Below are 22,859 nucleotides of genomic sequence, written 5' to 3'. Positions count from 1 at the left end.
TCGATCGGTGTCGTCAGCGCGGGTCGGCGCCCGGCACCCGCTTGCGCAGTTCACCGACGTCGTTGGGCGCGAACCCGTGCGCGGTCAGCCACGTGGTGACCGGCTCCGGGTCCGGATGCCCGTGCGGCACCACGTTGTAGATGTAGTTGAGGTGCCGCTCGGCGGCCTCCTGCTCGAGGTGGTCGAGGATGAAGGCGCCGACGCCGGACCCGCGCCGCTCCGGTTCCACCAGGACGAGGATCTCGGCGTCGCCCCAGGTGTCGTCGAGCCGGCCGTAGCCGAGCACCCGGCCACCGTCCTCGACCCGCCACCACTCGTCGCCCAGGGCGTCGCCGTCCGTCGGCGAGCCGAAGCCGAACAGAGCCGGGTCGAGCCCCCCGAGGACGCGGGTCTTGTCCGCATCCCATCTCGCGGGGGTCTCGCGGATCCACTGCGCCGATGTCAGCTGGGTCGTCATGCCGGCCTCCTTGCGGGCGTCCCGATGCGTGGCAGTGTGTCGGGGCCGCGACGACGGCGCAGCCCGGGAGCGGCGCCGATCCGCTGCTCACTCCGGCCAGTCGTAGAAGCCCCGGCCGGTCTTGCGGCCCAGCTCGCCGGCGGCGACCTTGTCCACCAGCAACCGCGGCGGGGTGAACCGCTCGCCGTAACTCTGCGCCAGGTTGCGGGCGACGTCGAGCCGCACGTCGAGACCGACCAGGTCGGTGAGTCGCAGCGGGCCCATCGGGTGCCGGTAGCCCGGCGCCATCGCCCTGTCGATGTCCTCGGCCGCGGCGACGCCCTCCTCCAGCATCCGGATCGCCTCCAGGCCCAGCGCGATGCCCAGCCGGCTGGTGGCGAACCCCGGGGCGTCGCGCACCACGATGGTCTCCTTGCCGACGAGCTCGGCGGCCGCGCGGGCGGCGTCGATCTGCTCGGGGGCGATGGCCGGCGCGTGCACGATCTCGATCAGCGGCATCGACCAGACCGGGTTGAAGAAGTGCGGCCCGAGGAAGTCAGCCGGTCGGGCAGCTCCTGCGCCGCGGCGGCGTCGAGCTTGCCCCGCTCGGCGGCGCGTGCCGCCTGGTGCGCGGCGATGCGCAGCGCGGTGGCGGCGCGTTCGGCGTCGGGCTCGACGACGGTCACCTCAGCGCCCGCGGCGGCGAACACATACGCGATCCCGACGCCCATCGTGCCGGCGCCGATGACTCCGATCCGTTGGGCCGCAACGGACTGCGTCACGCCGGCGCCTCCTCGCCGGTGGCCGCCCCGGGCGCCGGCGTCGTGGCCGCGAGCGCCCGCAGCCGGAACCGCTGGATCTTGCCGGTGGCGGTCTTGGGCAGCTCGGCGATCGGGAGCACGGCCCGGGGCCGTTTGAAGGAGGCCAGCCCGGCGCGGCAGAAGGCGATCACCTCGTCGGGGTCGATGACGGCCCCCGGCCGGGGCACCACGTAGGCGATCGGCTTGTCCAGGCCGTCGGAGTCCGGCACGCCCACCACGACCGCTTCCTCCAGGTCCGGGTGCTCGAGCAGTCGTGACTCGACCTCGGTCGGGCTCACCCAGATGCCGCCGACCTTGAGCACGTCGTCGGCGCGGCCCAGGCAGGTGTACGTGCCGTCGTCATTGCGCACGTACTGGTCGCCGGTGCGCATCCACTCGCCGTGGAACACCGCCCGGTTGACGTCGGTGCGGCACCAGTAGCCGGTGCAGACCGACTCCCCGGCGATGAACAGCATCCCGGACTCGCCGGTGCCCTCGATCACCGTGCCGTCGGTGCGCCGCAGCTCGATGCGGTAACCGGGGACGGGTGTCCCGGAACTGCCCGGGACCACCGCACCCGGCCGGTTGGAGATGAAGATGTGCAGCGCCTCGGTGGAACCGATGCCGTCGAGGATCTCGATGCCGAACCGGTCACGGATGCCGTGGAACATCCGGGCGGGCAGCGTCTCACCGGCCGAGGTGCCTTGCCGGACGGTGCGGAAGGCGTCGTCGGGCAGATCGCCGGCCAGCAGCGGACCCCAGAAGCTGGGGACGGCGAAGAACAGCGTGACGCCGTGCTCGGCCACCCGTTCGGCGAACAGGCGCGGATTCGGCCGCGACGGCTCGAGCACCGTGCTGGCGCCCACCGACAGCGGGAAGAACATCGAGTTGCCGATGCCGTAGGCGAAGAAGAGCTTGGCCACCGACAGGCACACGTCGTCGGCGTGGATGCCGAGCACCTGGTGGGCGTAGGTCTCGCACACGTACCGGATGTCGGTGTGCCGGTGCATCGCGCCCTTGGGCGTCCCGGTGGTGCCGGAGGTGTAGAGCCACAGTGCGGGGGACTCGTCCCAGGTGGTGTAGGGCGCGGTCACCGGGGTGTCGGCGCCCGCCGCCAGCAGTTGCGCCCAGGTCAGCGCTGTGACCTGGGGGCCCAGCGCGGCCGGGTCCGGGCCCTGCGCGCCGGTGAGGACGACGTGCCGCAGATCGGGCGCGCCGGCCGCCGCGGCATGCACGACGTCGCTGAACTGGTGGCTGCCCAGCAGCACCCGGGCCCGCGAGTCGGCGACCAGTTTGCCCAGTTCCGGGCCGGTCAGCATGGTCGACGACGGCACCGCGACGGCACCGATGTACATCGTGGCCAGGATCCCGGTGAAGAGCTCGACGTCGTCGACCATGCACAGCAGGACCCGCTCCTCGGGCCGGACCCCGATCGTGGTGAGCCCTGCGGCGACCCGGCGGACCTCGGCCGCGAGCTCGGCGTAGGTCAGGGTCCCGCCGGGATGCCGGACGGCCACCCGGTCGCCGTCGCCGGCGATGACCCACCGTTCGGTCAGGTACTCCGCAGCGTTGAAGAGATCGGTCATGAACGTGGCTCCTGTGCCGTTCGGGTGCTCGAACTCTACTGCTTGATCACGTTGCGTCAACGATTCGTAGAAAATCGCGATGTCCGAACTGTCCGGCCGGACACCTCCGGATGGGCTCCTCCGATGGGGACGCGAATCTTCACAACCTCATGCGCATGCTGATATGAAACCCGGGTAGTGGCGCGGCACACAGTCGGCCCCAGCGATCAACGCGGAGCCGGGGCTGCCCGCGCGGCTCCCCGACCCGAATCCGGCGACCCGACCGTCCGATGTTCAAGGGAGAACACAGCATGCAGACCCGTGGCGCGATCGTCCGGCAGGCGCCGGGCAAGTACGAGGTCGTAGACCTGGAGGTCGACGACCCCCGTGCGGGCGAGATCCAGGTCAAGTTGGTGGCGTCCGGGATGTGCCACTCCGACGACCACATCGCGACCGGTGACATCCCGGTCGGCGTCTACCCGTTCGCCGGTGGCCACGAGGGCGCCGGGATCGTGACCAAGGCCGGCCCGAACACGAAGGGCCTCAAGGAGGGCGACCACGTCGTCTTCTCGTTCCTGCCCGCCTGCGGGTACTGCCGCTGGTGCGCCTCCGGCATGCAGAACCTGTGCGACCTCGGCGCCGGCCTGCTTGCCGGGTCGCGCTGGGACGACCCGACCGACTTCCGCCTCAAGCTGACCGACGGCACCCCGGTCGGCCAGATGTGCGGCATCTCGACCTTCGTCGAGACCACCACCGTGTCGGTCGACTCCGCAGTCAAGATCGACGACGACATCCCGCTCGACAAGGCCTGCCTCGTCGGCTGCGGCGTCGGCACCGGCTGGGGCTCGGCGGTCAACTCCGCCGGCGTGCAGCCCGGCCACACCGTCGTCGTCATGGGTGTCGGCGGCATCGGCATCAACGCCGTCCAGGGGGCCGCGCACGCCGGGGCGTCGAACGTCATCGCCGTCGACCCGGTTGCGTTCAAGCGGGAGAAGGCCCAGGAACTCGGCGCCACGCACGCGGTCGAGACGATGGAGGAGGCCATCGAGCTGGCCAAGCAGTTCACCAACGGCCAGGGCGCGGACTCCTCGATCGTCACCACCGGTGTGGTCAAGCCCGAGCACGTCCAGCAGGCGTTCGCTGCGATCCGCAAGGCCGGCACCTGCGTGGTGACCGCCCTCGGTGACATCACCGAGGTCGGCATCCCGATTCCGCTGGGTGAGCTGACGCTGTTCCAGAAGCGCCTGCAGGGCGCGCTGTTCGGCGCCTCCAACCCGAACTGGGACATCAAGCGGCAGCTGCAGCTGTACCGGGAGGGCGTGCTGAAGCTCGACGAGCTGGTCACCAAGACCTACACCCTCGACGAGGTGCAGCAGGGCTACCAGGACATGCACGACGGCAAGAACATCCGCGGCGTCATCGTCTACGACAGCTGATGTCCTCGTCGGCGGGGTGGGCCGGATCGGCCCACCCCGCCGACGCGCGTCTTCTCCGGGAGCATCCGTGACGCCCAGCCCCCCGGTCACCACCGGGCCTCCACCCATCGTCGGCCTGCGCCGCGAGCGCGAAGTGCTGACCGTCGCGCTGGCGACCGGCCGGCACGTCGTCATCGAGGGTCCGCCCGGCACCGGGAAGTCGACGCTGCTGCGCTCGATCGCCCGCGACGCCCGGCAGGACGTCGTGTTCGTCGAGGGGAACGCCGAGCTGACGCCGGCCCGCCTGATCGGTGCCTTCGACCCGTCGCAGGTGCTGGTCGACGGCTACCAGCCCGCGAGCTTCGTCGACGGTCCGCTGCTCACCGCGATGCGCGGCGGCGGGCTGCTCTACCTCGAGGAGCTCAACCGCGTCCCGGAGGAGACGCTCAACGTCCTCATCACCGTGCTCACCGAGGGCGAGATCGCCATCCCGCGGCTCGGCACCGTGCACGCCGGCGCGCGGTTCCGGCTCATCGCCGCGATGAACCCGTTCGACGCGATCGGCACCGCCCGGGTCAGCCAGGCGATCGCCGACCGCATGTGCCGGGTCGTCCTCGGCTACCAGGACGAGCCGTCCGAACGCGCCATCACCGCCTCGGTCAGCGGGCTCGACGGGCGGGTCGTCGAGCTCGCCGTCGCACTGACCCGGGCGACGCGGGAGCACCGCGACGTGCGCATGGGGTCGTCGGTGCGCGGAGCGATCGACCTCGCGCTGGTCCTCACCGGACTCGGTGAGCTGCGCGGCGAGACCCGGCTGGAGGGCGAGACCGCGCGCGACGCCGCCTACGCCGCGCTGTCGGGCCGCATCCGGATCGCCGACGGGGTGGACCGCACCCCGGAATCGGTGATCGACGAGCTGCTGGACCGGTTCTGGCCTGCCGAGGAATCCGAGCCCGGCGACCCCGCCGAGGACCCCGCGGACGGCCCGGGAAAAAAAGCTGACGGCCTGCCGCCACCCGCGGCAGGCTTCCAGCCCCGGCAGCGCCCCGGTCGCGAGCGACCCGGCCGTACGGAGGGCCGCCAGCAGCTCGCGGCGCGCCACGAGCACTTCTCCGAGGTCTCACCCGAGGTGGGTGAACTGGACCCGGAGGCGTTCGACGCCGTGCTCGCCAAGGACCCGGATGCGGCCGCCGCGCTGCTCGCGGACATGGCGGTGGCCACCGACGTGCAGCTGCGCGCCGCCGCCCGGCGGCTGGCCGGGCGGGTGTTCATCCGGCTCGGCAAGGTCGGCCCGGCCAAGGCGCGCGGCACCCGCAAGCTGGGCCCGTCGCGCGGCGGGGAGGGCGACCTCGACCTCGACCGGACGCTCGACGGGTGGCAGCCGGGCATCTCCCGGCGGCCCATGCCCGAGGACATCGTCACCCGCACATGGACCGCGCACCGGCGCGCGATCTGCCTCGTCGTGGACATCAGCGGTTCCATGCAGGGGCTCGCGGTGGCACTGGCCGCGGTCGCCGCCGCGGGCGTGGTGCTGGCCGCGGAGACCGGCGGGTCCAAGCTCGAGCCGGGCGTGCTCGCGTTCAGTTCCGGGGTGACGACGCTGCAGCGCCAAGGGGTCCGCCGCCCGTCCGAAGAGTTGATCTCCGAGCTGGTCGCGCTGCGCGGGCACGGCACCACCGACCTGGCCGCGGGACTGCGCGAGGCCGGTGCGCAGCTCGCCGGGGCGGTGGCCGACGAGCGGATGGTGGTGCTGCTGTCGGACTGCCTGCACACCGCAGGCGACGACCCGGTGACCGCGCTCGCGGGTATCGACCGGCTGCACGTGCTGTGCCCGCTGCCCGGCGCCGACGCGGAGGCCGCCGCGGCGGCGCTGGCCGCCCGCGGTGGCGGCGTCAGCCAGCCGGTCCGCCGGCTGGCGGAGGTGGCCCCGGCGCTCACCCGCATACTCGCGTAGCTCGTGCGCGGTCAGTGGTGCTCTGGCGCCACCTACCGCGCACGATCGATACGCTCTGGGCGTGGGGACCATTGTCAGCTTCCACGCCCATCCCGACGACGAATCGATCGGCACCGCGGGCACGCTCGCCCGCGCCGCGGCCGCCGGGCACCGCGTCGTCCTCGTCTTCGCCACCCGCGGTGAACTCGGCGAACCGGTGCCGGGAGTGCTGGCCGACGGCGAGCAGCTGTCTCTGCGGCGCTCCGCCGAGTGCTACGCCTCCGCGCAGGCCATCGGTGCCGCCCGCGTCGAGTTCCTCGGCTACACCGACTCCGGGATGATGGGCGAGCCCACCAACGACGCCCCGTATGCCTTCTGGCAGGCGAAGGTCGAGCACGCGGCGCGGCGGCTGGCCGTCATCCTCGACGAGGAGGAGCCCGACGTCCTCACCGTCTACGACGACAACGGCGGCTACGGCCACCCCGACCACATCCAGGTGCACCGGGTCGGGTTGCGGGCCGCGGAGCTGAGCGCGGTCCCGGTCGTCGCGCAGGGCACGATCAATCGCGACTGGATGGTCCGCGGAATCAGCGGCATGGCTAAGTCGGGGGAACTGCCCGAGGGCTGGAACCCGCCGTCGGTGGACGCCCCGAGTTTCGGCAAGCCGGAGTCCGAGATCACCCACCGGGTCGACGCGATGGACTTCGTGGACGCCAAGCGGGCCTCGATGCGCGCGCACGCCAGTCAGATGGGCCCGGACCACTTCCTGCTGGCGATGCCCGAGCCGCTGTTCGCGATGGGGATGGGCACCGAGTTCTACATCGTCCACCCGGAGCCCAGCCCGGCCGAGGCCCCCGACCTTTTCCTGGACCTGTTCACGCCGATGCGCGACGGCCGGGCCGGCGTCTAGCGGTGGATCACGCCGCGGCACACCAGTTCCACGGTCACGGCCACCGCGACGGTCTCCACGGCCAGCAGCAGCACCAGCACGAGTAGTTGCACGGCACCGGCCTGGATCGGGGTCGCCCCGCCCAGCAGCATCCCGACGAACGCGCCGGGCAGCGTGACGAGCCCGACGGTCCGGGTCTGGTCCAGCGCCGGGACCATGGCCTGCGCCGCGGTCGGCCGGGCGATCTCGATCGCGGCGTCGCGGTCGAGGAACCCGAGTGACAGCGCCGCCTCCACCTCGCCGCGCCGTGCCGTCAGTTCGTCGAGTGCGCGGCGTCCCGCCAATGACGTGGCGGTCATGGCGCCGCCGATGAGGATGCCGGCCATCGGGATGATCGCGACCCCGTTGGCCGGGACGACGCCCGAGGCGACCAGCCCCGCGGTGACCGGCAGCGGCGCCAGCGCGACCGGAAGCGCCGCCCACCACCCGCTGCGGTGCCGTGTGATCCGCCGCGCAGATGTGAAGGCTGCCACTCCGACCATCAGCGCGACGAACCCGGCGCTCGCCCCGACGGAGCCGACGATCGCCCCCAGCAGCGCCGAGACGGCGCCCAGCTGCAGCACCGCGCGGCCCGCGGCCAGCACCGTTGCGCGCGCCGTCCCGAGCCGCGCCCAGAACGCGATCACGGCTCCGACCAGCACCGCAGCCGCCGCGGCGACCCCCAGCACGGGTCCGAGAACGATGTTGGGTGAGCCCACGTCGTCGTTCTACTCTCCGTAGAGCACAATGTCGGGCGCAGACTGCCCACCCAGGTGATGACCTTCAACCCGGGAGCGCCCCGGGCGGTCTGCGGAGATAGAGTCCGGCCTTGCCCCACCACGAGGCCAGTGCAGGAGGCACAGTGACAGCCGTCGCGCCCAAACCGATCACCGCGCGCCCGTTTCCGGCGCGACGATCGGCCAAGGGATCCACGCTGCTGAAGATGCTGCGGACAACGGACCCCAAGGACATCGCGATCCTGTACCTGGTCACGTCGTTCGGCTTCTTCCTACTCGGTGGCGCCATGGCGCTGCTGATGCGCGCCGAACTGGCGCGTCCGGGGCAGCAGTTCCTGTCCAACGAGCAGTACAACCAGCTGTTCACCATGCACGGCACGATCATGCTGCTGCTGTACGCGACGCCGATCCTGTTCGGGTTCGCGAACTACATCGTGCCGCTGCAGATCGGCGCCCCCGACGTGGCGTTCCCGCGGCTGAACGCCTTCTCCTACTGGCTGTTCCTGTTCGGCGGCCTGACGGTGATCAGCGGGTTCCTCACCCCGGGTGGCGCGGCCGACTTCGGCTGGTTCGCCTACAGCCCGCTGTCCGACGCAGTCCACTCACCGGGTGCCGGTGCCGACCTGTGGATCATCGGCCTGGTCGTCTCCGGGCTGGGCACGATCCTCGGTGGCGTCAACTTCATCACCACGATCGTCTGCATGCGTGCGCCCGGCATGACGATGTTCCGGCTGCCGATCTTCACCTGGAACATCTTCGTGACCGCGATCCTGATCCTGATCGCGTTCCCGGTGCTGACCGCCGCGCTGCTGGGCCTGGCCGCCGACCGGCACCTGGGTGCCCACGTGTTCGACCCGGCCAACGGCGGGGTCATCCTGTGGCAGCACCTGTTCTGGTTCTTCGGCCACCCCGAGGTCTACATCGTCGCGCTGCCCTTCTTCGGCATCGTCTCGGAGATCTTCCCGGTCTTCAGCCGCAAGCCGATCTTCGGCTACAAGGGCCTGGTGTTCGCGACCATCGCGATCGGCGCGCTGTCCGTGGCCGTGTGGGCGCACCATATGTACGCCACCGGCGCGGTGCTGCTGGCCTTCTTCTCCTTCACCACGTTCCTGATCGCGGTGCCCACCGGCGTCAAGTTCGTCAACTGGATCGGCACCCTGTGGAAGGGCAAGCTGACCTTCGAGACACCGATGCTGTTCTCGGTGGGCTTCCTGGTCACGTTCCTCTTCGGTGGTCTGACCGGCATCCTGCTGGCCTCGCCGCCGCTGGACTTCCACGTCTCCGACTCGTACTTCGTGGTCGCGCACTTCCACTACGTGCTGTTCGGCACGATCGTGTTCGCCACCTACGCCGGCATCTACTTCTGGTTCCCGAAGATGACCGGCCGGATGATGGACGAGACCCTCGGTAAGATCCACTTCTGGACCACGTTCATCGGCTTCCACATGACGTTCCTGGTGCAGCACTGGCTGGGCGCCGAGGGCATGCCCCGCCGGTACGTGGACTACCTGCCCACCGACGGCTTCACCACGCTGAACATGATCTCCTCGATCGGCGCGTTCATCCTCGGCGCCTCGACGCTGCCGTTCATCTGGAACGTGTTCAAGAGCTACCGGTACGGTCGCGTCGTGACGGTGGACGACCCGTGGGGCTTCGGCAACTCGCTGGAGTGGGCGACCTCCTGCCCGCCGCCCCGGCACAACTTCACCGAGCTGCCCCGGATCCGGTCCGAGCGCCCGGCGTTCGAGCTGCACTACCCGCACCTCGTCGCGCGGGCTCGCGCCGAGGCCCACGCCGGTCACTCGGCGGCACCGTCCGAGCTGGCGGCGCAGGCCGTCGGCCCGGAGTCCCAGCCCGACGACGACCCGAAGTCTCGGTGATCCCGGCAGCGCTGCGCCCGGTCGACATGAGGTCGGCCGCACAGTGAGCGACACCCCGAATACGGGTAACCGGTCGACCGTGCTCATCACGGTGACCGGCCCCGACCGGCCCGGTGTGAGTTCGGTGCTGTTCACCGCGCTCACCCGGCACGGGGTGGATCTGATCGACGTCGAGCAGGTCGTGATCCGCGGCCGGCTCACCCTCGGCGCGCTGGTGGCTGCCCACCACGACCCGGAGGACCTCCAAGAGGCCGTCGAGCAAGCGATGGACACCATCGGGATGCAGGTGCACACGTCGGTCCAGCGCGACGACGACGCGTCGGCCACGCGCGCGTCCACTCACGTCGTCGTGCTGCTGGGCCGGCCGATCACCGCCCGGGCGTTCAGTGAGGTGGCCCGGGAACTCGCCGCGGTCGGGGCGAACATCGACTCGATCCGGCGGGTGGCCGACTACCCGGTGACCGGTCTGGAGCTGGGTGTCTCGCCCGATCCGAACGACCCCACTGAACACCCGCACGGCACGTTGCGCGCGCACCTCGTGGAGGTCGCGCGTACCGCCGGGGTGGACATCGCGGTGGAGCGCGCCGGGCTGGCCCGGCGCAGCAAGCGGCTCATCGTGTTCGACGTCGACTCGACCCTCGTGCAGGGCGAGGTCATCGAGATGCTGGCTGCGCGGGCCGGTGCCGAGGCGGAGGCCGAGGTCCGCGCGGTCACCGAAGCGGCGATGCGCGGCGAGCTGGATTTCAGCGAGTCGCTGCGCCGCCGGGTCGCCGTGCTGGAGGGCCTGTCCGAGTCGGTGCTCGACGAGGTCGCCGCGCAGCTGGAGCTGACTCCCGGCGCCCGCACCACCATCCGCACCCTCAAACGACTCGGCTACCGCTGCGGTGTCGTCTCCGGCGGGTTCAGCCGGGTGATCTCCGGGTTGGTCGACGAGCTCGGCCTCGACTTCTGCGCCGCGAACGAACTGGAGATCGTCGACGGCCGGCTGACCGGCCGGGTGCTCGGCGACATCGTCGACCGGCCCGGCAAGGCCGTCGCGCTGCGCCGGTTCGCCGAGACCTACGGGGTTCCGCTCGAGCAGTGCGTTGCGGTCGGCGACGGCGCCAACGACATCGACATGCTCTCCACAGCGGGCCTGGGCATCGCCTTCAACGCCAAGCCCGCGCTGCGCGAGGTGGCCGACGCCGCGCTGTCCCAGCCCTACCTCGACGTCGTGTTGTTCGTGCTCGGGATCACCCGCGACGAGGTCGAGCGGGCCGACGCCGCCGAGGGTGTGCTGCGGCGGGTGCCGATCGCATGAGTGTGCTGGGGCGATCACCGTGTGACACCGACGCCCCGGTCCACCCCGGGGCCCCCGTGCTGGCGCCGCTGGCGCAGCGCTACTGCAGCGCGCCCGGGGTGATACCCCCGGAGGCCGACGGGGTCGTCTGGGCGATGCCGGTGGTGCTGCGCATCGAGCGTGACGCACCCCGGCGCACCCCGCTGCTCGAGGCGGCCGCCGAGGCGGCGCTCGCAGTCTGCCTGGATCCCCGCTCACAGCCCGGCGGGGAGTGGTACGACGACGTCTCGACGTGGATCAACGGGCGCATCCGCAAGATCGCCCGGCGGGCGCGCGGCAGGCATTGGCAGGTCGTGCAGGACCTGCCGGGAATCACGGTGGACGAGGACGGCGCGCAGGTGCGCGCGCTGGTCCCCGGACCCGTCAACGCAGTCCCCAAGATCGTCTCCAGGCTGCAGATCGAGGGCACCGACCTGCCGCCCGACTCGCCGCCCCCGCCGCCGCCGGGAGTGCCGGTGATCTGGCTGAACCCGTCCGTCGAGATGACCGTGGGCAAGGCCGCGGCGCAGGTCGGGCACGCGTCGATGTTGTGGGCCGCTGTCCGCGGGGTCTCCGAGGTGCCGCACTTCGCGGTACGGACGGCCGACGTGCCCGGGTGGACCGCGTTGTGCGACGCGGTCGAGCGTGGCGAGGCGGTGGCCGTGCGCGACGCCGGCTTTACCGAGGTCGAGCCGGGCACCATCACCTGCGTCGCGATCGGCTAGGACCCCTTCCGGAGGCGGCGCAGCGCGGCGCGGACCTTCTCCGGGTCGTCGGTGGTCCAGAACGGGGGCAGCGACGCGCGCAGGAACCCGCCGTAGCGCGCGGTCGCGATCCGTGGGTCGAGGATCGCGACGACCCCGCGGTCGTCCGTTCCGCGCAGCAGCCGCCCGGCGCCCTGGGCGAGCAGCAGCGCCGCGTGCGTGGCGGACACGGTGAGGAACCCGTTGCCGCCGCGGGAGTCCGCCGCCTTCTGCCGGGCCGCGACGAGCGGGTCGTCCGGGCGCGGGAACGGGATCCGGTCGATGATCACGCAGGACAGCGACGGCCCCGGCACGTCGACGCCCTGCCACAGGGACAAGGTGCCGAACAGGCAGGTCTCCGGGTCCTCGGCGAACCGCTTGACCAGCAGCATCGTCGAATCGTCACCCTGACACAAAAGCGGGACGTCGAGCCGGTCGCGCAGTGCCTCGGTGGCCTGCTTGGCCGCGCGCATCGAGGAGAACAGCCCCAGCGTGCGCCCACCCGCGGCCTCGATCAGCCCGGCGATCTCGTCCAGATAGGACGGAGCCAGCCCGTCTCGGCCGGGTGGGGGCAGCCGCTTGGCGATGTAGAGGATCCCGCTGCGCGCATGCGAGAACGGGGAGCCGACGTCCAAACCCGACCACCTGGGTGCGTCGGGATCCGGGACCGGGTCGCCGGCCTGCTCGGCGACACTCTTCGCCGGCGGTAGTCCCCACTGCCGGGCCAGCGCATCGAACGAGCCACCCAGCGTGAGCGTCGCCGACGTCAGCACGGTGGTGCGCTGACCGAAGAGCCGGTCGCGCAGCAGCCCGCCGACCGACAGCGGGGCGGCGCGCAGGACCTTCGAACGCGCCCCGTCGGGGCCCTGTTCGGCCAGCCACACCACGTCGCGGCGCTTGGCCGGGTCGGGCTCGTCGAACGCGCCGAGCAGCCGCACCGCGACCTCGGACACCTCGTCGAGAAGGGCCAGTGCGAGCTTGCGGCCGGTGGCTCCCTCCGGATCCTCGCGGCGCTCCCCGCCCAGGCTCTGCCGGCACGACGCCGCCGCGTCCCGGACCACCGACAGCGCACCGGCGGCGGCCTTCGGCAATGCGTCCCAACGGCCCGGTGGCAGGTCCTCGAGGACCATCGCGAGGCCCTCGCCGGACTCGGCGAGCCGGTCGGCGATGGTCTGGTCGACCAGCCGGCCGCAGCGGCGGGCGGCCGCGCCGACCATGCCGGAGGTCAGCTCGGCGGTGGCGGCGCCGGTCACCCGGTCGACCAGCTCGTGCGCCTCGTCGACGATCACGACACCGTGTTCGGGCAGTACCGAGGCGTCGCCCATGGCGTCGATGGCCAGCAGCGCATGGTTGGTGACGACGACGTCGGCGCGTCCGGCCTCAGCGCGGGCCTTCTCGGCGAAGCAGTCCTCGCCGACGGGGCAGCGGGCGGCGCCGAGGCATTCCCGGGCGCTCACCGAGACCTGCCGCCACGCGCTGTCGGGCACACCGGGGACGAGCTCGTCGCGGTCACCGGTCTCGGTGTCGGAGGCCCATTCGTGCAGCCGTTTCACGTGCCGGCCCAGCGCGGAGATCGCGAACGGGTCGAACAGCTGCTCCTCTGCCGGGTCCTCGGCCATCCCGTCGTCGCCGTGCAGCTTGTTCAGGCACAGGTAGTTGCGCCGGCCCTTGAGGATGGCGAACGTCGGGAGCCTGCCCAGCAACGGCTTGAGCGCCTTGGCCAACCGGGGCAGGTCACGGTCGACGAGCTGGCGCTGCAGCGCGATCGTCGCCGTCGAGACGACCACCGTCGCGTCGTCGGCCACCGCGTGCCGGATCGACGGCACCAGGTACGCCAGCGACTTGCCGGTGCCGGTGCCGGCCTGCACGGCCAGGTGCTCGCCGCTGCTGATGGCCTTGCGGACGGCCTGGACCATCGCGTCCTGGCCCTCCCGGCGCTGACCGCCGACCGAGGTGACCGCCGCTTCCAGCAACTCGGCGACGCCGGGGACGTCGTGGGCGGAGGGCACCCCGGGAGGTTACCCGGCGGCCTGCGGCGCCCGTGGCGGATCGGCCCGGATGCCGGTGGATCCGCCGACGAGGCCGGTGTGCGGGACTGCCCGGCTCGTCGCTACGCGACGGTGACGCCGGCGGCGCGCAGCTCCTCCAGTGCCCGCTCGGTGCTGTCCGGGGCGACGCCCGCGCAGTAGTCGAGCAGCACGGTGGTGGCGAACCCGGCCGCGGCCGCGTCGAGGGCGGTGGCCCGCACGCAGTGGTCGGTGGCGATGCCCACGATGTCGACGGTGTCGACGTCGTGGTCCCGCAGCCACAGGGCCAACTCGGTGCCTGCGGCGTCGGTGCCCTCGAAACCGGAGTATGCGGCCGCGTGGGCGCCCTTGCTGAACACCGCCTCGATGGGGGCGACGTCGAGATCGGGATGGAACGACGCTCCCGGCGTGCCGACCCGGCAGTGCGGCGGCCAGGAGTCCACGTAGTCGGGGGCGTCGCTGAAGTGCGCACCCGGGTCGACGTGGTGGTCGCGGGTGGCGACGACGTGGTCGTAGCCGGCACCACGGACGTGGCCCGAGATCCCCGCGGCCACCGCGGCGCCACCGGTGACGGCCAGCGACCCGCCCTCGCAGAAGTCGTTCTGCACGTCGACGACGATCAGTGCGCGTCCCATCAGGACCCCTCGAACGTGGTCGGGATGGCGGGCTCGCCGCGGGAGAGCTTGAGCCCTTCCCACGGCACGGACACCAGCGCCGCGCGCAGCCGTTCGCGGGACTGCTCCAGCGTGGGCAGGTCGGGCACCCGCTTCCCGCCGCGGACCAGGGGGACCGGCAGCACCCGGTCGTGCGGGCCGAGTGGGGGCTGCTCCGCGGCGGGGTACACAACCTCCTCCACCGCGGTGCCCGTCGGCTTGTAGCGGCGCAGCGCCGACTTGCGGCCGCCGCGCGACTCCTTCGACGTGCTCCGCTTCGCGACCGGGCGGCCGCCGACCTCGACGAGCTTGAAGACCATGCTCGCGGTCGGCGCGCCGGAGCCGGTGACCACCGACGTCCCGACGCCGTAGGAATCGACGGGCTCGGCGCGCAACGACGCGATGGCGTACTCGTCGAGGTCGCCGGACAGCACGATCCGGGTGCCGGTGGCGCCGAGTGCGTCGAGCTGTTCGCGGGCCTGCTGCGCCATCACACCCAGGTCCCCGGAGTCGATCCGGATGGAGTCCAGCTCGGGGCCCGCCGCGGTGATCGCGTTCTCGATGCCCTTGCGGATGTCGTAGGTGTCGACCAGCAGCGTCGTCTTGGGACCGAGCGCGGCGACCTGGCTGCGAAACGCGGCGAGCTCGTCGTCGTGCAGCAGTACGTAGGCGTGCGCGGCGGTGCCGGCGGTCGGGATGCCGTGGCGGCGACCGGCCTCGAGATTGGAGGTGGCGGTGAACCCGGCGAGGTACGCCGCCCGGGCGGCGGCGACCGCTGACTCCTCGTGGGTGCGCCGGGAGCCCATCTCGATGATCGGCCGGCCGCCCGCGGCCGTGACCATCCGGGCGGCGGCCGAGGCGACGGCGCTGTCGTGGTTGAGGATCGACAGTACGAGGGTCTCCAGCAGGACGGCGTCGGCGAACGTCCCGCTCACGGTCAGGATGGGGGAGCCGGGGAAGTACAGCTCGCCCTCGGGGTAGCCGTCGATGTCGCCGCGGAAGCGGTAGTTCGCCAGCCAGTCCAGCGCCGTCGGGTTCACGACCTCGGCCAGCCGCTCCAGCTCGGCGTCGCTGAAGCGGAAGTTCTCGAGCGCGTCGAGCAGCCGGCCGGTCCCCGCGACCACGCCGTAGCGGCGGCCCTCGGGCAGCCGGCGGGCGAAGACCTCGAAGACGGTCTCACGATCGGCGGTGCCGTCGGCCAGTGCGGCAGCCGCCATCGTCAGCTCGTACCGGTCGGTGAGCAGGGCGGTGCTGGTCGACCCTGAGATGCCGCTCATGGCACAGCAGCCTATGTGCCCTGCACAGCTCGCGGAGCGGGTGTCACCATGGAGCCCATGACCGCGCCACTCCCAGCCCCCACCCGACAGGTGGATCCGGTCATCGACGAGGATGCGGCGGGCGACACGCCGTGGCAGGCCATCGTGTGGAACGACCCGGTCAACCTGATGTCCTACGTGACCTACGTGCTGCAGAAGCTCTTCGGCTACCCCGAGTCGAAGGCGACCGCGCTGATGCTCGACGTGCACCACAAGGGCAAGGCCGCGGTGTCGTCCGGCGACAAGGACAAGATCGAGGGGGACGTGGCCAAGCTGCACGCCGCCGGCCTCTGGGCCACCATGCAGCGCACGTGAGCGCGCTCGCGGCGTCACCGTTGCACACCGCGGCGGGCACGGTACCGACGAGTGCCAGCGAGGAGGCGGCGTGAACGGATGGAAGCGTTCCGGGCGGGGCGCACGGGCCAAGCTGGTCGCGAACCTGGAGGTCCAGGAGGCGGCCGTGCTGCGCGGGCTGATCGGCGAGGTGCGCCAGATGCTGGCGGCCCGCACCGAGGAGAATCCCCCCGACGAGCTGGCCGTGCTCACCGGGCTGCGCACCGGCCCGTCGACGAAACCGGACGACCGCGTGCTCGCCCGCCTGCTCCCGGACTTCTCCGGTGACGACCCCGACCTCTCCGGGGCGATGCGCTCGCTGCACGAACCGGAACTGATCGAGGCCAAGGACGCTGCCGCGACCGTCGTGCTCGACACACTGCCCGAGCTCGGCGGCCGGGTGGAGCTCACCCCGGACCAGGCCGACGCCTGGCTGGCCGCGCTCAACGACGTGCGGCTGGCACTCGGTACCGCGCTGGACGTCAGCGAGGATCTGCCGGAGGAACTGCCGCCCGACGATCCCCGTTCTGCGCACCTCGGGGTGTACCACTGGCTGACGTTCGTGCAGGACGCGCTGGTGCAGTCGCGGATGCAGTTGTTGTAAGCGGTTCAGCTGAACCGCCCACGCGGGGCGGTGCGACCTGTCACGATGTCCGCTATGGCGGAAGATGGCGGGATTGCCGGGATCGGCGAGGCGTTCCGCGACCTCCAGCGTGTCGGCCCGGACCTCATGCTGGTGGCGTCGGAGATCGCGGTGGCGAGCCCGGGTGGGGTTGGTGCGGGGGCGTTCTACATCGACCCGGAGCGGGCGCAGGAGTGCATCGATCGGCTGAAGGCCGTCGCGCTGGATGTTGCCGATGTCCTCCCGTCATTGCTGACGGCTTACTTCTCGCCACCCGCCCGTGATGAAGTCAGCGCCAACATGACTCAGCAGGCCTGGGAGATGCTGAGGCAGTCGGAGGCCTTCGTGCGGGCTTGGCGCGACGACATAGCTTCGACCGTGGCAGCCCTCGAACAGCAGCTCGCTGCGTACCGGCGCGCTGAGACCGCGAATCGGGCGCAACGCGCGTGATTCGGCGGTCACGGGCAGCAGGCGTCGTAGCCCTTGCTGTGCTCCTCATGACTGGCTGCGGGCCGACGACGACAGGAACAGGTGCGGCGTCGCCTGCCTCGACAGCAGAAGAATCTGTGTCCAATCCAGCCTCCGCACTCGCTCCCCGGGTACAACACCCCAGAGATGCTCGGCGAATCAGCGGCTGTGCGGCACTCGCGACATCGCAACTCGCGGAGCTGAGTCTAGATCCGAGCTCAGCTGCCGATATCTCGAGCGCCTCTACCAGCGGATGCCGATGGCAGGCGTTTGACCGGTCGTTCATCGCGGCGGTCGTCGTGGCTGTCGACCTGCCTGTCGGCGGATTGGAGGGCGTCTACCTGGGGCGGGCCACCTTCACCGTCTTCGAGCCAGATCAGGTCGACGGATTCCCCGTTGTCCGTACCGATCGGAACGGTGGCCCAGACTGCACACTTCACGTAGGTCCGGCCGACGACCAGTTGGTGGATGTCTTGGTCAGCGAAGTCCTCAACAGGTCCATCGACACATGTGACGCCGCGAGCCGGGTTGCCTCGGCGGTCCTCTCGACACTCCCGCCCAGAAGCTCATAGGAGGAGCGATGGCGGCCGAATATCCCGGCACCGAAATCGCCTTTGAAGCGCGCTCGCTCGCTGAGATCCGGGATCCTGTCCTTGACGGGCCTGGCCATGCCGTTATCGATCAGGCCATCGACGCCTACGACAGGTTGGCCAGCACCCTTGAGCAGGCAGCTGCCGACGTCCGCGCCGCGCTCGCGGCCGCCCAGAGCGCCCACTCGGGCGCGGCTGCGGAGGCCAGCCAGGCACACATCACCCGGCTCGCGACGCCGGGCGACGTCGGGGCGGCGCATGCCCGCCTGGCCAAGCTGGCGTTGCAGGACCAGGCGGACTATCACGTGGCGATCCGCAATGAGATGCAGGCGCTGGCGGGTATCGACGAGACGGATCTCCCGCCGCAGGCCGGACTCTCGGGACGCACGGAGAACGAGGCTGTTCAGGAGCAGCGGGAAGCCGCTCGGCAGCGGGCCGTCGATGTCGCCAACGTCTACCAGGCCAACACCAACCACAACCTCGGGACGGCGTTCCAGGTGTTCGAGCCGCCGCAGGTCGGCGAGGTCGAGGTGAGTGCCGGGCCGGCAACGGCGTCGCCGAGCTGGGGCGGCGGTGCTGCTGGTGTGAGCGCGGCCGGTGCGGCGGCCGGAGGCGCGGGCGTGCCCGTCGCGGGCGGTGTGGCCACGGGCGCGGCCGCGCCCGGCGACGCTCCCACGGGAGCAGTCGGCGGGAACGTGGCCACGGTGCCGAGCGCCGGGGGCGCTGCGGTGGGCACGAAAGTCAGACCACCCGGCGCCATGGACAAGGCCCCCGGCGGGGGCGCGGGCGCGGGCGCGGGCGCGACAGCTGCGGGTTCACCGGTGGTCCGAGCACAATCCGCCCCGCGGGCCGGGACCACCCGAGGGCCGGTTGCGAACGCGGGCTCGCTCGGCCGCAACCCGTGGCAGGAGCTGGTCGCCAACCGCGCCACCACCGATCCCGTGCTGTCCGGGCCGGGGGTTGCGGGGATGCCGGGCCGCGGGCTGGCCGGGGGCGGCGTCGACGGCGAAGGGCGCGCACCCGGCTCGCGACCGCCGTCGACCGTCACCGGCAGCCAGGCGGGGGAGTCGGGCACCCGTGGCGCCGGGCCGAGAGCCGCCGCGGGCGGTGGCCTCGGCGCCGGTCACGTGCCGCTGATGCCCGGCGCAGGCGGCCGCGGCCAGGAAGATCATCGTCGCCCGTCCTGGCTGGTGCAGGATGACCCGGAGGCGGTGTGGCTGGCGGGCTTGCCGGAGCACGGGCCGGCGGTCATCGAGGGCCGGGAACCGCCCCCCGGCCAGGTGTGATGGTGCCCGCAACCCGTGTGACCCGTGCCGACGTGATGTGCGCCGTGTCGGGTACGGCCCGTACCCTGTACGGGTGCTGGTGATCCGAGCTGATCTCGTGGACGAGATCGTCGCCCATGCCCGCCGGGACCATCCCGACGAGGCGTGTGGCGTCATCGCCGGCCCTGAGGGATCCGACCGGCCCGAGCGCTTCATCCCCATGTTGAATGCCGCACGTTCGCCCACGTTCTACGAGTTCGACTCCGGCGATCTGCTGCGGCTGTACCGGGACATGGACGCCCGGGACGAGGTGCCCGTGGTCATCTACCACTCGCACACCGCGACCGAGGCCTATCCGTCGCGGACCGACATCTCCTACGCCTCCGAACCCGAGGCGCACTACGTCCTGGTCTCCACCCGTGAGCCGGACACCACTGAGTTCCGGTCGTACCGGATCGTCGACGGCGTGGTCACCGAGGAACAAGTCGAGGTTGTGGAGACTTATATGTTCGCGCACACCGGCGCGGACGACGTCCCCGACCACGGCTGACGCCACGCCCGCCCGCACTCAACGAGAACGATCCGACCAGGAGCATTCGCATGGCCGTCACCGTGTCCATCCCCACCATCCTCCGCACCCACACCGGGGGCGAGAAGGCCGTCGAGGCCAAGGGCGGGACCGTCGCCGAGGTGATCGAGGACCTGGAGTCGCGGCACAGCGGCATCAAGGACCGGCTGATCACCAACGGCTCGCTGCACCGTTTCGTCAACATCTACGTCGACGACGAGGACGTGCGCTTCGCCGGTGGCCTGGAGGCTCCTGTCGGCGAGAACTCGAACGTCACGATCCTGCCGGCCGTCGCCGGTGGCATGCGCTGAGTAGTGCGTGAGCGGCGGCCGGGCCGGGTAGTCGTCAACCAGGTCGGCCCCGCCGTCGTCCACCCACCGGCCTAACGCCCGAGGAGGCTCAATGGCCCGGTACGACTCGCTGCTGCAGGCGGTCGGTGACACCCCGCTGGTGGGCCTGCCGTCGCTGTCGCCCGCGCCGCACGTGCGGCTGTGGGCCAAGCTCGAGGACCGGAACCCCACAGGCTCGATCAAGGACCGACCCGCGTTGGCAATGATCGAGAAGGCCGAGGCGGAGGGACTCCTCACGCCCGGCTGTACCGTGCTCGAACCCACGTCCGGGAACACCGGTATCTCGCTGGCCATGGCGGCCAAGCTCAAGGGCTACCGGATGATCTGCGTGATGCCGGAGAACACCTCCGAGGAGCGCCGCCAACTGCTCCGCATGTACGGCGCGGAGATCATTTCCTCGCCGGCGGCGGGCGGCTCCAACCAGGCGGTCGCGATGGCCAAGGAGCTGGCGGCGCAGAACCCGGACTGGGTGATGCTCTACCAGTACGGCAACCCGGCCAACGCCGACGCGCACTACCGGACCACCGGTCCGGAGATCCTGCGCGACCTGCCCACGATCACGCACTTCGTGGCCGGCCTGGGCACCACCGGCACGCTCGTGGGCACTGGTCGCTACTTGCGCGAGCACAAGCCCGACGTGCAGATCGTCGCCGCCGAGCCGCGTTACGGCGAGCTGGTCTACGGCCTGCGCAACCTCGACGAGGGCTTCGTCCCCGAGCTCTACGACCCCGACGTACTCACCGCGCGCTACTCGGTGGGGAGCCACGACGCGCTGCGCCGCACCCGGGAGTTGGTGGAGAAGGAGGGCATCTTCGCCGGCATCTCCACCGGCGGGATCCTGCACGCGGCGCTGGCCGTGGCGGAGAAGGCCGCGGGAGCGGGGGAGACCGCCGACATCGTCATCGTGGTCTGCGACGGCGGCTGGAAGTACCTGTCCACCGGGGCGTACTCCGGTGAACTCGACGAAGCGGCCGAGGGACTCGAAGGGCAGCTCTGGGCGTAGACCAGGGCCGCTGCCCGCCTCGCGCGGGCCCCGGACCGCGTAATCTCAGGGCCATGGTCGCCCCTGGGTCGCAATCTTTCGGGCCGACGCCACCGGTGCCGACGCCCCGCCGGTCCATCGCCCGCGTGTTCCCAGCGGCCCCGATCGCCGCGCTGCTCGCGATGGTGGTCTTCACCGCTCTGCTGTACGTGGTCGAGGTCGTCGACCAGCTCACACACCTGCAGTTGGACGCCGACGGCATCGTGCCGCGTCAGGTCAACGGGCTCGAGGGCGTGCTGTGGGCGCCGCTGCTGCATCACGGCTGGCCGCACCTGTTCGCCAACACGCTGCCGTTCCTGATCTTCGGATTCCTCGCCATGGCAGGCGGGTTCGTCCAGTTCATCGCCGTCACCGCCCTGATCTGGATCGTCGGTGGGCTGGGGGTGTGGCTCACGGCGCCCCCGCACACGACCACCATCGGCATGTCCGGAGTGATCTTCGGGTGGCTGGTGTTCCTGCTGGTCCGAGGCTTCTTCGCGCGCAGCGCCAAGCAGATCCTGCTCGGTATCGTGCTGTTCATGTTCTGGGGTGGATTGCTGCTCGGGGTGCTGCCCGGCCAGCCCGGCATCTCCTGGCAGGCCCACCTGTTCGGCGCGCTGGCCGGGCTGCTCGCGGCCTGGATCGTGGCGCGTGCCGACCGTCGCTCGGCGCCGGGACCGGTCGCCGCGTGACCGAACGGGATCGCGACGCCCCCATCGGGATATTCGACTCGGGCGTCGGTGGCCTCACCGTGGCCCGGGCCGTGATCGACCAGTTGCCCGCTGAGCGGGTCATCTACGTCGGGGACACCGCGAACGGGCCGTACGGTCCGTTGCGCATCGCCGACATCCGCCGGCACGCCCTCGCCATCGGCGACGACCTCGTCGCGCGCGGCGTCAAGATGCTGGTCATCGCGTGCAACACCGCGTCGGCGGCGTGCCTGGCCGACGCCCGCGAGCGCTACCCGGTGCCGGTCGTCGAGGTGGTGCTGCCGGCGGTGCGCCGGGCCGTCGCCGCCACCCGCACCGGCCGGATCGGGGTCATCGGCACCCGGGCCACCATCGCATCGGGCGCCTACACCGACGCGTTCGCCGCGGCGCGCGACATCGACGTCACCGCGGTCGCGTGCCCGCGCTTCGTCGACTTCGTGGAACGTGGCATGACGAGCGGCCGGCAGATCCTCGGCCTGGCTCAGAGCTACCTGGAGCCGCTGCAGCGGGCCCGGGTGGACACCGTCGTACTCGGCTGCACGCACTACCCGCTGCTGGCGGGCGTGCTGCAGATCGTGCTGGGCCCGGACGTCACGCTCGTCTCGAGCGCCGACGAGACGGCCAAGGACGTGTACCGGCTGTTGCTCGACCGCGACCTGGCCCGTGACCCTGAGGACCCGGCACCCGAGCCGCACGAGTTCATCGCGACCGGGGACCCGGAACCGTTCCGCAGGCTGGGCCGGCGCTTCCTCGGCCCGGAGATCGGCGTGGTGGCGCCCGCCGGGTGAGGCCGGGGGCTCAGCGTTCGGCGGCGAGGACGCCGTCGAGCAGCCCGGGGTAGAGCGCGTCGAGGTCGTCGCGGCGCAGTGTGCTGATCCGCGACGTGCCCTCCGGGCGGGTCCGGATGACGCCGGCTTCACGCAGCGTGCGCAGGTGGTGGGTGACGGTCGACTTGCCCACCGGCAGGTCGAGGGTGCCGCAGGCGATCCCACCCGGCGCGTCCGCGAGCTCACGGACGATCTGCAGCCGGACCGGATCGGCCAAGGCGTGCAGTACTGCGTCGATCCGCATCTCCGCGCGGCTCGGGTGGGGGAGCGCGGCCGTCTCGGTCGTGGCCATGGCCACATGGTACGACGGCTATCGTAGTTCGATGCACATCGTAGTACGGTAACCATCGAATC

At 71.5% G+C, this 22,859-nt stretch carries 25 protein-coding genes; 16 read left to right on the top strand and 9 right to left on the bottom strand.

Features of this window, described 5'->3' with window-relative positions:
• Positions 1 to 13: 13 nt before the first annotated feature.
• From HF526_RS20315 to HF526_RS20305, 4 genes are all read right to left on the bottom strand, one after another.
• Positions 14 to 457, bottom strand: coding sequence for a GNAT family N-acetyltransferase (locus HF526_RS20315; protein WP_169383125.1), 444 nt, complete (start codon positions 455 to 457; stop codon positions 14 to 16).
• An 87-nt stretch (positions 458 to 544) separates the two neighbouring features.
• Positions 545 to 955 carry a 3-hydroxyacyl-CoA dehydrogenase family protein gene (locus HF526_RS20310; RefSeq protein WP_338051620.1) on the bottom strand — a complete coding sequence of 137 codons (411 nt, stop codon included), beginning with the start codon at positions 953 to 955 and terminating at the stop codon, positions 545 to 547.
• Entirely contained in the window at positions 946 to 1,218 is a 273-nt protein-coding gene (locus HF526_RS36990) for a 3-hydroxyacyl-CoA dehydrogenase NAD-binding domain-containing protein (RefSeq protein ID WP_338051619.1), read from the bottom strand. The genes HF526_RS20310 and HF526_RS36990 overlap by 10 nt, the downstream gene beginning before the upstream one ends.
• Positions 1,215 to 2,822 (bottom strand): benzoate-CoA ligase family protein, encoded by a 1,608-nt coding sequence (locus tag HF526_RS20305; RefSeq protein WP_169383124.1) that lies wholly within the window; start codon positions 2,820 to 2,822, stop codon positions 1,215 to 1,217. Before HF526_RS20305 ends, HF526_RS36990 begins: the two co-directional genes overlap by 4 nt.
• A 290-nt stretch (positions 2,823 to 3,112) precedes the next feature.
• Between HF526_RS20305 and HF526_RS20300 the strand changes: the two genes are divergently transcribed.
• The 3 genes from HF526_RS20300 to HF526_RS20290 all read left to right on the top strand — a co-directional run bounded on the left by HF526_RS20300 (position 3,113) and on the right by HF526_RS20290 (position 7,059).
• Positions 3,113 to 4,237: an NDMA-dependent alcohol dehydrogenase gene (locus HF526_RS20300; protein WP_169383123.1), complete on the top strand. Its 1,125-nt coding sequence runs from the start codon at positions 3,113 to 3,115 to the stop codon at positions 4,235 to 4,237.
• Positions 4,238 to 4,304: 67 nt separating this feature from the next.
• On the top strand, positions 4,305 to 6,170 hold the full coding sequence (locus HF526_RS20295) for an AAA family ATPase (RefSeq protein WP_169383122.1): 1,866 nt from the start codon (positions 4,305 to 4,307) through the stop codon (positions 6,168 to 6,170).
• 61 nt (positions 6,171 to 6,231) lie between these two features.
• Entirely contained in the window at positions 6,232 to 7,059 is an 828-nt protein-coding gene (locus HF526_RS20290) for a PIG-L family deacetylase (protein WP_169383121.1), read from the top strand.
• On the opposite strand, the gene HF526_RS20285 is transcribed toward HF526_RS20290, so the two are convergent.
• Positions 7,056 to 7,796: an ABC transporter permease gene (locus HF526_RS20285; RefSeq protein ID WP_338051617.1), complete on the bottom strand. Its 741-nt coding sequence runs from the start codon at positions 7,794 to 7,796 to the stop codon at positions 7,056 to 7,058. The genes HF526_RS20290 and HF526_RS20285 overlap by 4 nt on opposite strands.
• Positions 7,797 to 7,939: 143 nt before the next feature.
• Between HF526_RS20285 and ctaD the strand changes: the two genes are divergently transcribed.
• The 3 genes from ctaD to HF526_RS20270 are packed head-to-tail and all read left to right on the top strand — an operon-like array spanning position 7,940 to position 11,737.
• A complete protein-coding gene (gene ctaD, locus HF526_RS20280; protein WP_169383120.1) occupies positions 7,940 to 9,694 on the top strand; it encodes an aa3-type cytochrome oxidase subunit I in 1,755 nt (584 codons plus the stop codon).
• 43 nt (positions 9,695 to 9,737) lie between these two features.
• Positions 9,738 to 10,994: a phosphoserine phosphatase SerB gene (serB, locus tag HF526_RS20275; RefSeq protein WP_169383119.1), complete on the top strand. Its 1,257-nt coding sequence runs from the start codon at positions 9,738 to 9,740 to the stop codon at positions 10,992 to 10,994.
• Positions 10,991 to 11,737 (top strand): peptidyl-tRNA hydrolase, encoded by a 747-nt coding sequence (locus tag HF526_RS20270; protein WP_169383118.1) that lies wholly within the window; start codon positions 10,991 to 10,993, stop codon positions 11,735 to 11,737. The genes serB and HF526_RS20270 overlap by 4 nt, the downstream gene beginning before the upstream one ends.
• On the opposite strand, the gene HF526_RS20265 is transcribed toward HF526_RS20270, so the two are convergent.
• The 3 genes from HF526_RS20265 to HF526_RS20255 all read right to left on the bottom strand — a co-directional run bounded on the left by HF526_RS20265 (position 11,734) and on the right by HF526_RS20255 (position 15,712).
• Positions 11,734 to 13,764, bottom strand: coding sequence for a helicase C-terminal domain-containing protein (locus HF526_RS20265; RefSeq protein ID WP_169383117.1), 2,031 nt, complete (start codon positions 13,762 to 13,764; stop codon positions 11,734 to 11,736). The genes HF526_RS20270 and HF526_RS20265 overlap by 4 nt on opposite strands.
• 101 nt (positions 13,765 to 13,865) lie before the next feature.
• Positions 13,866 to 14,417, bottom strand: a complete 552-nt coding sequence (locus tag HF526_RS20260) for an isochorismatase family protein (RefSeq protein ID WP_169383116.1) — start codon at positions 14,415 to 14,417, stop codon at positions 13,866 to 13,868.
• Positions 14,417 to 15,712: a nicotinate phosphoribosyltransferase gene (locus HF526_RS20255; protein ID WP_169383115.1), complete on the bottom strand. Its 1,296-nt coding sequence runs from the start codon at positions 15,710 to 15,712 to the stop codon at positions 14,417 to 14,419. Before HF526_RS20255 ends, HF526_RS20260 begins: the two co-directional genes overlap by 1 nt.
• Before the next feature lie 57 nt (positions 15,713 to 15,769).
• Here HF526_RS20255 and clpS point away from each other — a divergent pair, with 57 nt between their 5' ends.
• The 10 genes from clpS (at position 15,770) to murI (ending at position 22,466) form a co-directional block, all read left to right on the top strand.
• Positions 15,770 to 16,066, top strand: a complete 297-nt coding sequence (gene clpS / locus HF526_RS20250; protein ID WP_169383114.1) for an ATP-dependent Clp protease adapter ClpS — start codon at positions 15,770 to 15,772, stop codon at positions 16,064 to 16,066.
• Positions 16,067 to 16,136: 70 nt separating this feature from the next.
• Positions 16,137 to 16,688 (top strand): DUF2017 family protein, encoded by a 552-nt coding sequence (locus tag HF526_RS20245; protein WP_169383113.1) that lies wholly within the window; start codon positions 16,137 to 16,139, stop codon positions 16,686 to 16,688.
• Positions 16,689 to 16,742: 54 nt separating this feature from the next.
• Positions 16,743 to 17,156: a PE domain-containing protein gene (locus HF526_RS20240; protein ID WP_169383112.1), complete on the top strand. Its 414-nt coding sequence runs from the start codon at positions 16,743 to 16,745 to the stop codon at positions 17,154 to 17,156.
• Positions 17,157 to 17,203: 47 nt separating this feature from the next.
• On the top strand, positions 17,204 to 17,746 hold the full coding sequence (locus HF526_RS37490) for a DUF3558 family protein (protein ID WP_169383111.1): 543 nt from the start codon (positions 17,204 to 17,206) through the stop codon (positions 17,744 to 17,746).
• A gap of 8 nt (positions 17,747 to 17,754) precedes the next feature.
• Complete coding sequence (locus HF526_RS20230; RefSeq protein ID WP_169383110.1) at positions 17,755 to 19,050, top strand: hypothetical protein; 1,296 nt, start codon at positions 17,755 to 17,757, stop codon at positions 19,048 to 19,050.
• 73 nt (positions 19,051 to 19,123) lie between these two features.
• The gene (locus tag HF526_RS20225; protein WP_169383109.1) at positions 19,124 to 19,579 is read left to right on the top strand and encodes a Mov34/MPN/PAD-1 family protein; all 456 of its coding nucleotides are present in this window, start codon (positions 19,124 to 19,126) and stop codon (positions 19,577 to 19,579) included.
• 50 nt (positions 19,580 to 19,629) lie between these two features.
• Positions 19,630 to 19,908: a MoaD/ThiS family protein gene (locus HF526_RS20220; RefSeq protein WP_169383108.1), complete on the top strand. Its 279-nt coding sequence runs from the start codon at positions 19,630 to 19,632 to the stop codon at positions 19,906 to 19,908.
• 91 nt (positions 19,909 to 19,999) lie between these two features.
• Positions 20,000 to 20,950, top strand: coding sequence for a PLP-dependent cysteine synthase family protein (locus HF526_RS20215; RefSeq protein WP_169383107.1), 951 nt, complete (start codon positions 20,000 to 20,002; stop codon positions 20,948 to 20,950).
• 125 nt (positions 20,951 to 21,075) lie between these two features.
• Positions 21,076 to 21,660 carry a rhomboid family intramembrane serine protease gene (locus HF526_RS20210; RefSeq protein ID WP_338051616.1) on the top strand — a complete coding sequence of 195 codons (585 nt, stop codon included), beginning with the start codon at positions 21,076 to 21,078 and terminating at the stop codon, positions 21,658 to 21,660.
• Complete coding sequence (gene murI / locus HF526_RS20205; RefSeq protein ID WP_169383105.1) at positions 21,657 to 22,466, top strand: glutamate racemase; 810 nt, start codon at positions 21,657 to 21,659, stop codon at positions 22,464 to 22,466. The genes HF526_RS20210 and murI overlap by 4 nt, the downstream gene beginning before the upstream one ends.
• 10 nt (positions 22,467 to 22,476) lie before the next feature.
• Here murI and HF526_RS20200 read toward each other — a convergent pair whose 3' ends face one another.
• A complete protein-coding gene (locus HF526_RS20200; RefSeq protein ID WP_169383104.1) occupies positions 22,477 to 22,797 on the bottom strand; it encodes an ArsR/SmtB family transcription factor in 321 nt (106 codons plus the stop codon).
• Between the last annotated feature and the right edge of the window lie 62 nt (positions 22,798 to 22,859).

The organism is Pseudonocardia acidicola, from assembly GCF_012911935.1.
In the GTDB taxonomy this organism is placed as follows: domain Bacteria; phylum Actinomycetota; class Actinomycetes; order Mycobacteriales; family Pseudonocardiaceae; genus Pseudonocardia; species Pseudonocardia acidicola.
The sequence above is the reverse complement of the archived record's forward strand: the minus strand, read 5'-3'. Positions and strand labels throughout refer to the sequence as shown.

Bases quoted from the DNA above. Each gene is read 5' to 3' on its own strand.
- HF526_RS20315 (WP_169383125.1), bottom strand. From the start codon at position 457: ATGACGACCCAGCTGACATCGGCGCAGTGGATCCGCGAGACCCCCGCG.
- HF526_RS20310 (WP_338051620.1), bottom strand. From the start codon at position 955: ATGCCGCTGATCGAGATCGTGCACGCGCCGGCCATCGCCCCCGAGCAG.
- HF526_RS20305 (WP_169383124.1), bottom strand. From the start codon at position 2,822: ATGACCGATCTCTTCAACGCTGCGGAGTACCTGACCGAACGGTGGGTC.
- HF526_RS20300 (WP_169383123.1), top strand. From the start codon at position 3,113: ATGCAGACCCGTGGCGCGATCGTCCGGCAGGCGCCGGGCAAGTACGAG.
- HF526_RS20270 (WP_169383118.1), top strand. From the start codon at position 10,991: ATGAGTGTGCTGGGGCGATCACCGTGTGACACCGACGCCCCGGTCCAC.
- HF526_RS20260 (WP_169383116.1), bottom strand. From the start codon at position 14,417: ATGGGACGCGCACTGATCGTCGTCGACGTGCAGAACGACTTCTGCGAG.
- HF526_RS20255 (WP_169383115.1), bottom strand. From the start codon at position 15,712: ATGAGCGGCATCTCAGGGTCGACCAGCACCGCCCTGCTCACCGACCGG.
- clpS (WP_169383114.1), top strand. From the start codon at position 15,770: ATGACCGCGCCACTCCCAGCCCCCACCCGACAGGTGGATCCGGTCATC.
- HF526_RS20240 (WP_169383112.1), top strand. From the start codon at position 16,743: ATGGCGGAAGATGGCGGGATTGCCGGGATCGGCGAGGCGTTCCGCGAC.
- HF526_RS37490 (WP_169383111.1), top strand. From the start codon at position 17,204: ATGACTGGCTGCGGGCCGACGACGACAGGAACAGGTGCGGCGTCGCCT.
- HF526_RS20230 (WP_169383110.1), top strand. From the start codon at position 17,755: ATGGCGGCCGAATATCCCGGCACCGAAATCGCCTTTGAAGCGCGCTCG.
- HF526_RS20220 (WP_169383108.1), top strand. From the start codon at position 19,630: ATGGCCGTCACCGTGTCCATCCCCACCATCCTCCGCACCCACACCGGG.
- HF526_RS20215 (WP_169383107.1), top strand. From the start codon at position 20,000: ATGGCCCGGTACGACTCGCTGCTGCAGGCGGTCGGTGACACCCCGCTG.
- HF526_RS20200 (WP_169383104.1), bottom strand. From the start codon at position 22,797: ATGGCCACGACCGAGACGGCCGCGCTCCCCCACCCGAGCCGCGCGGAG.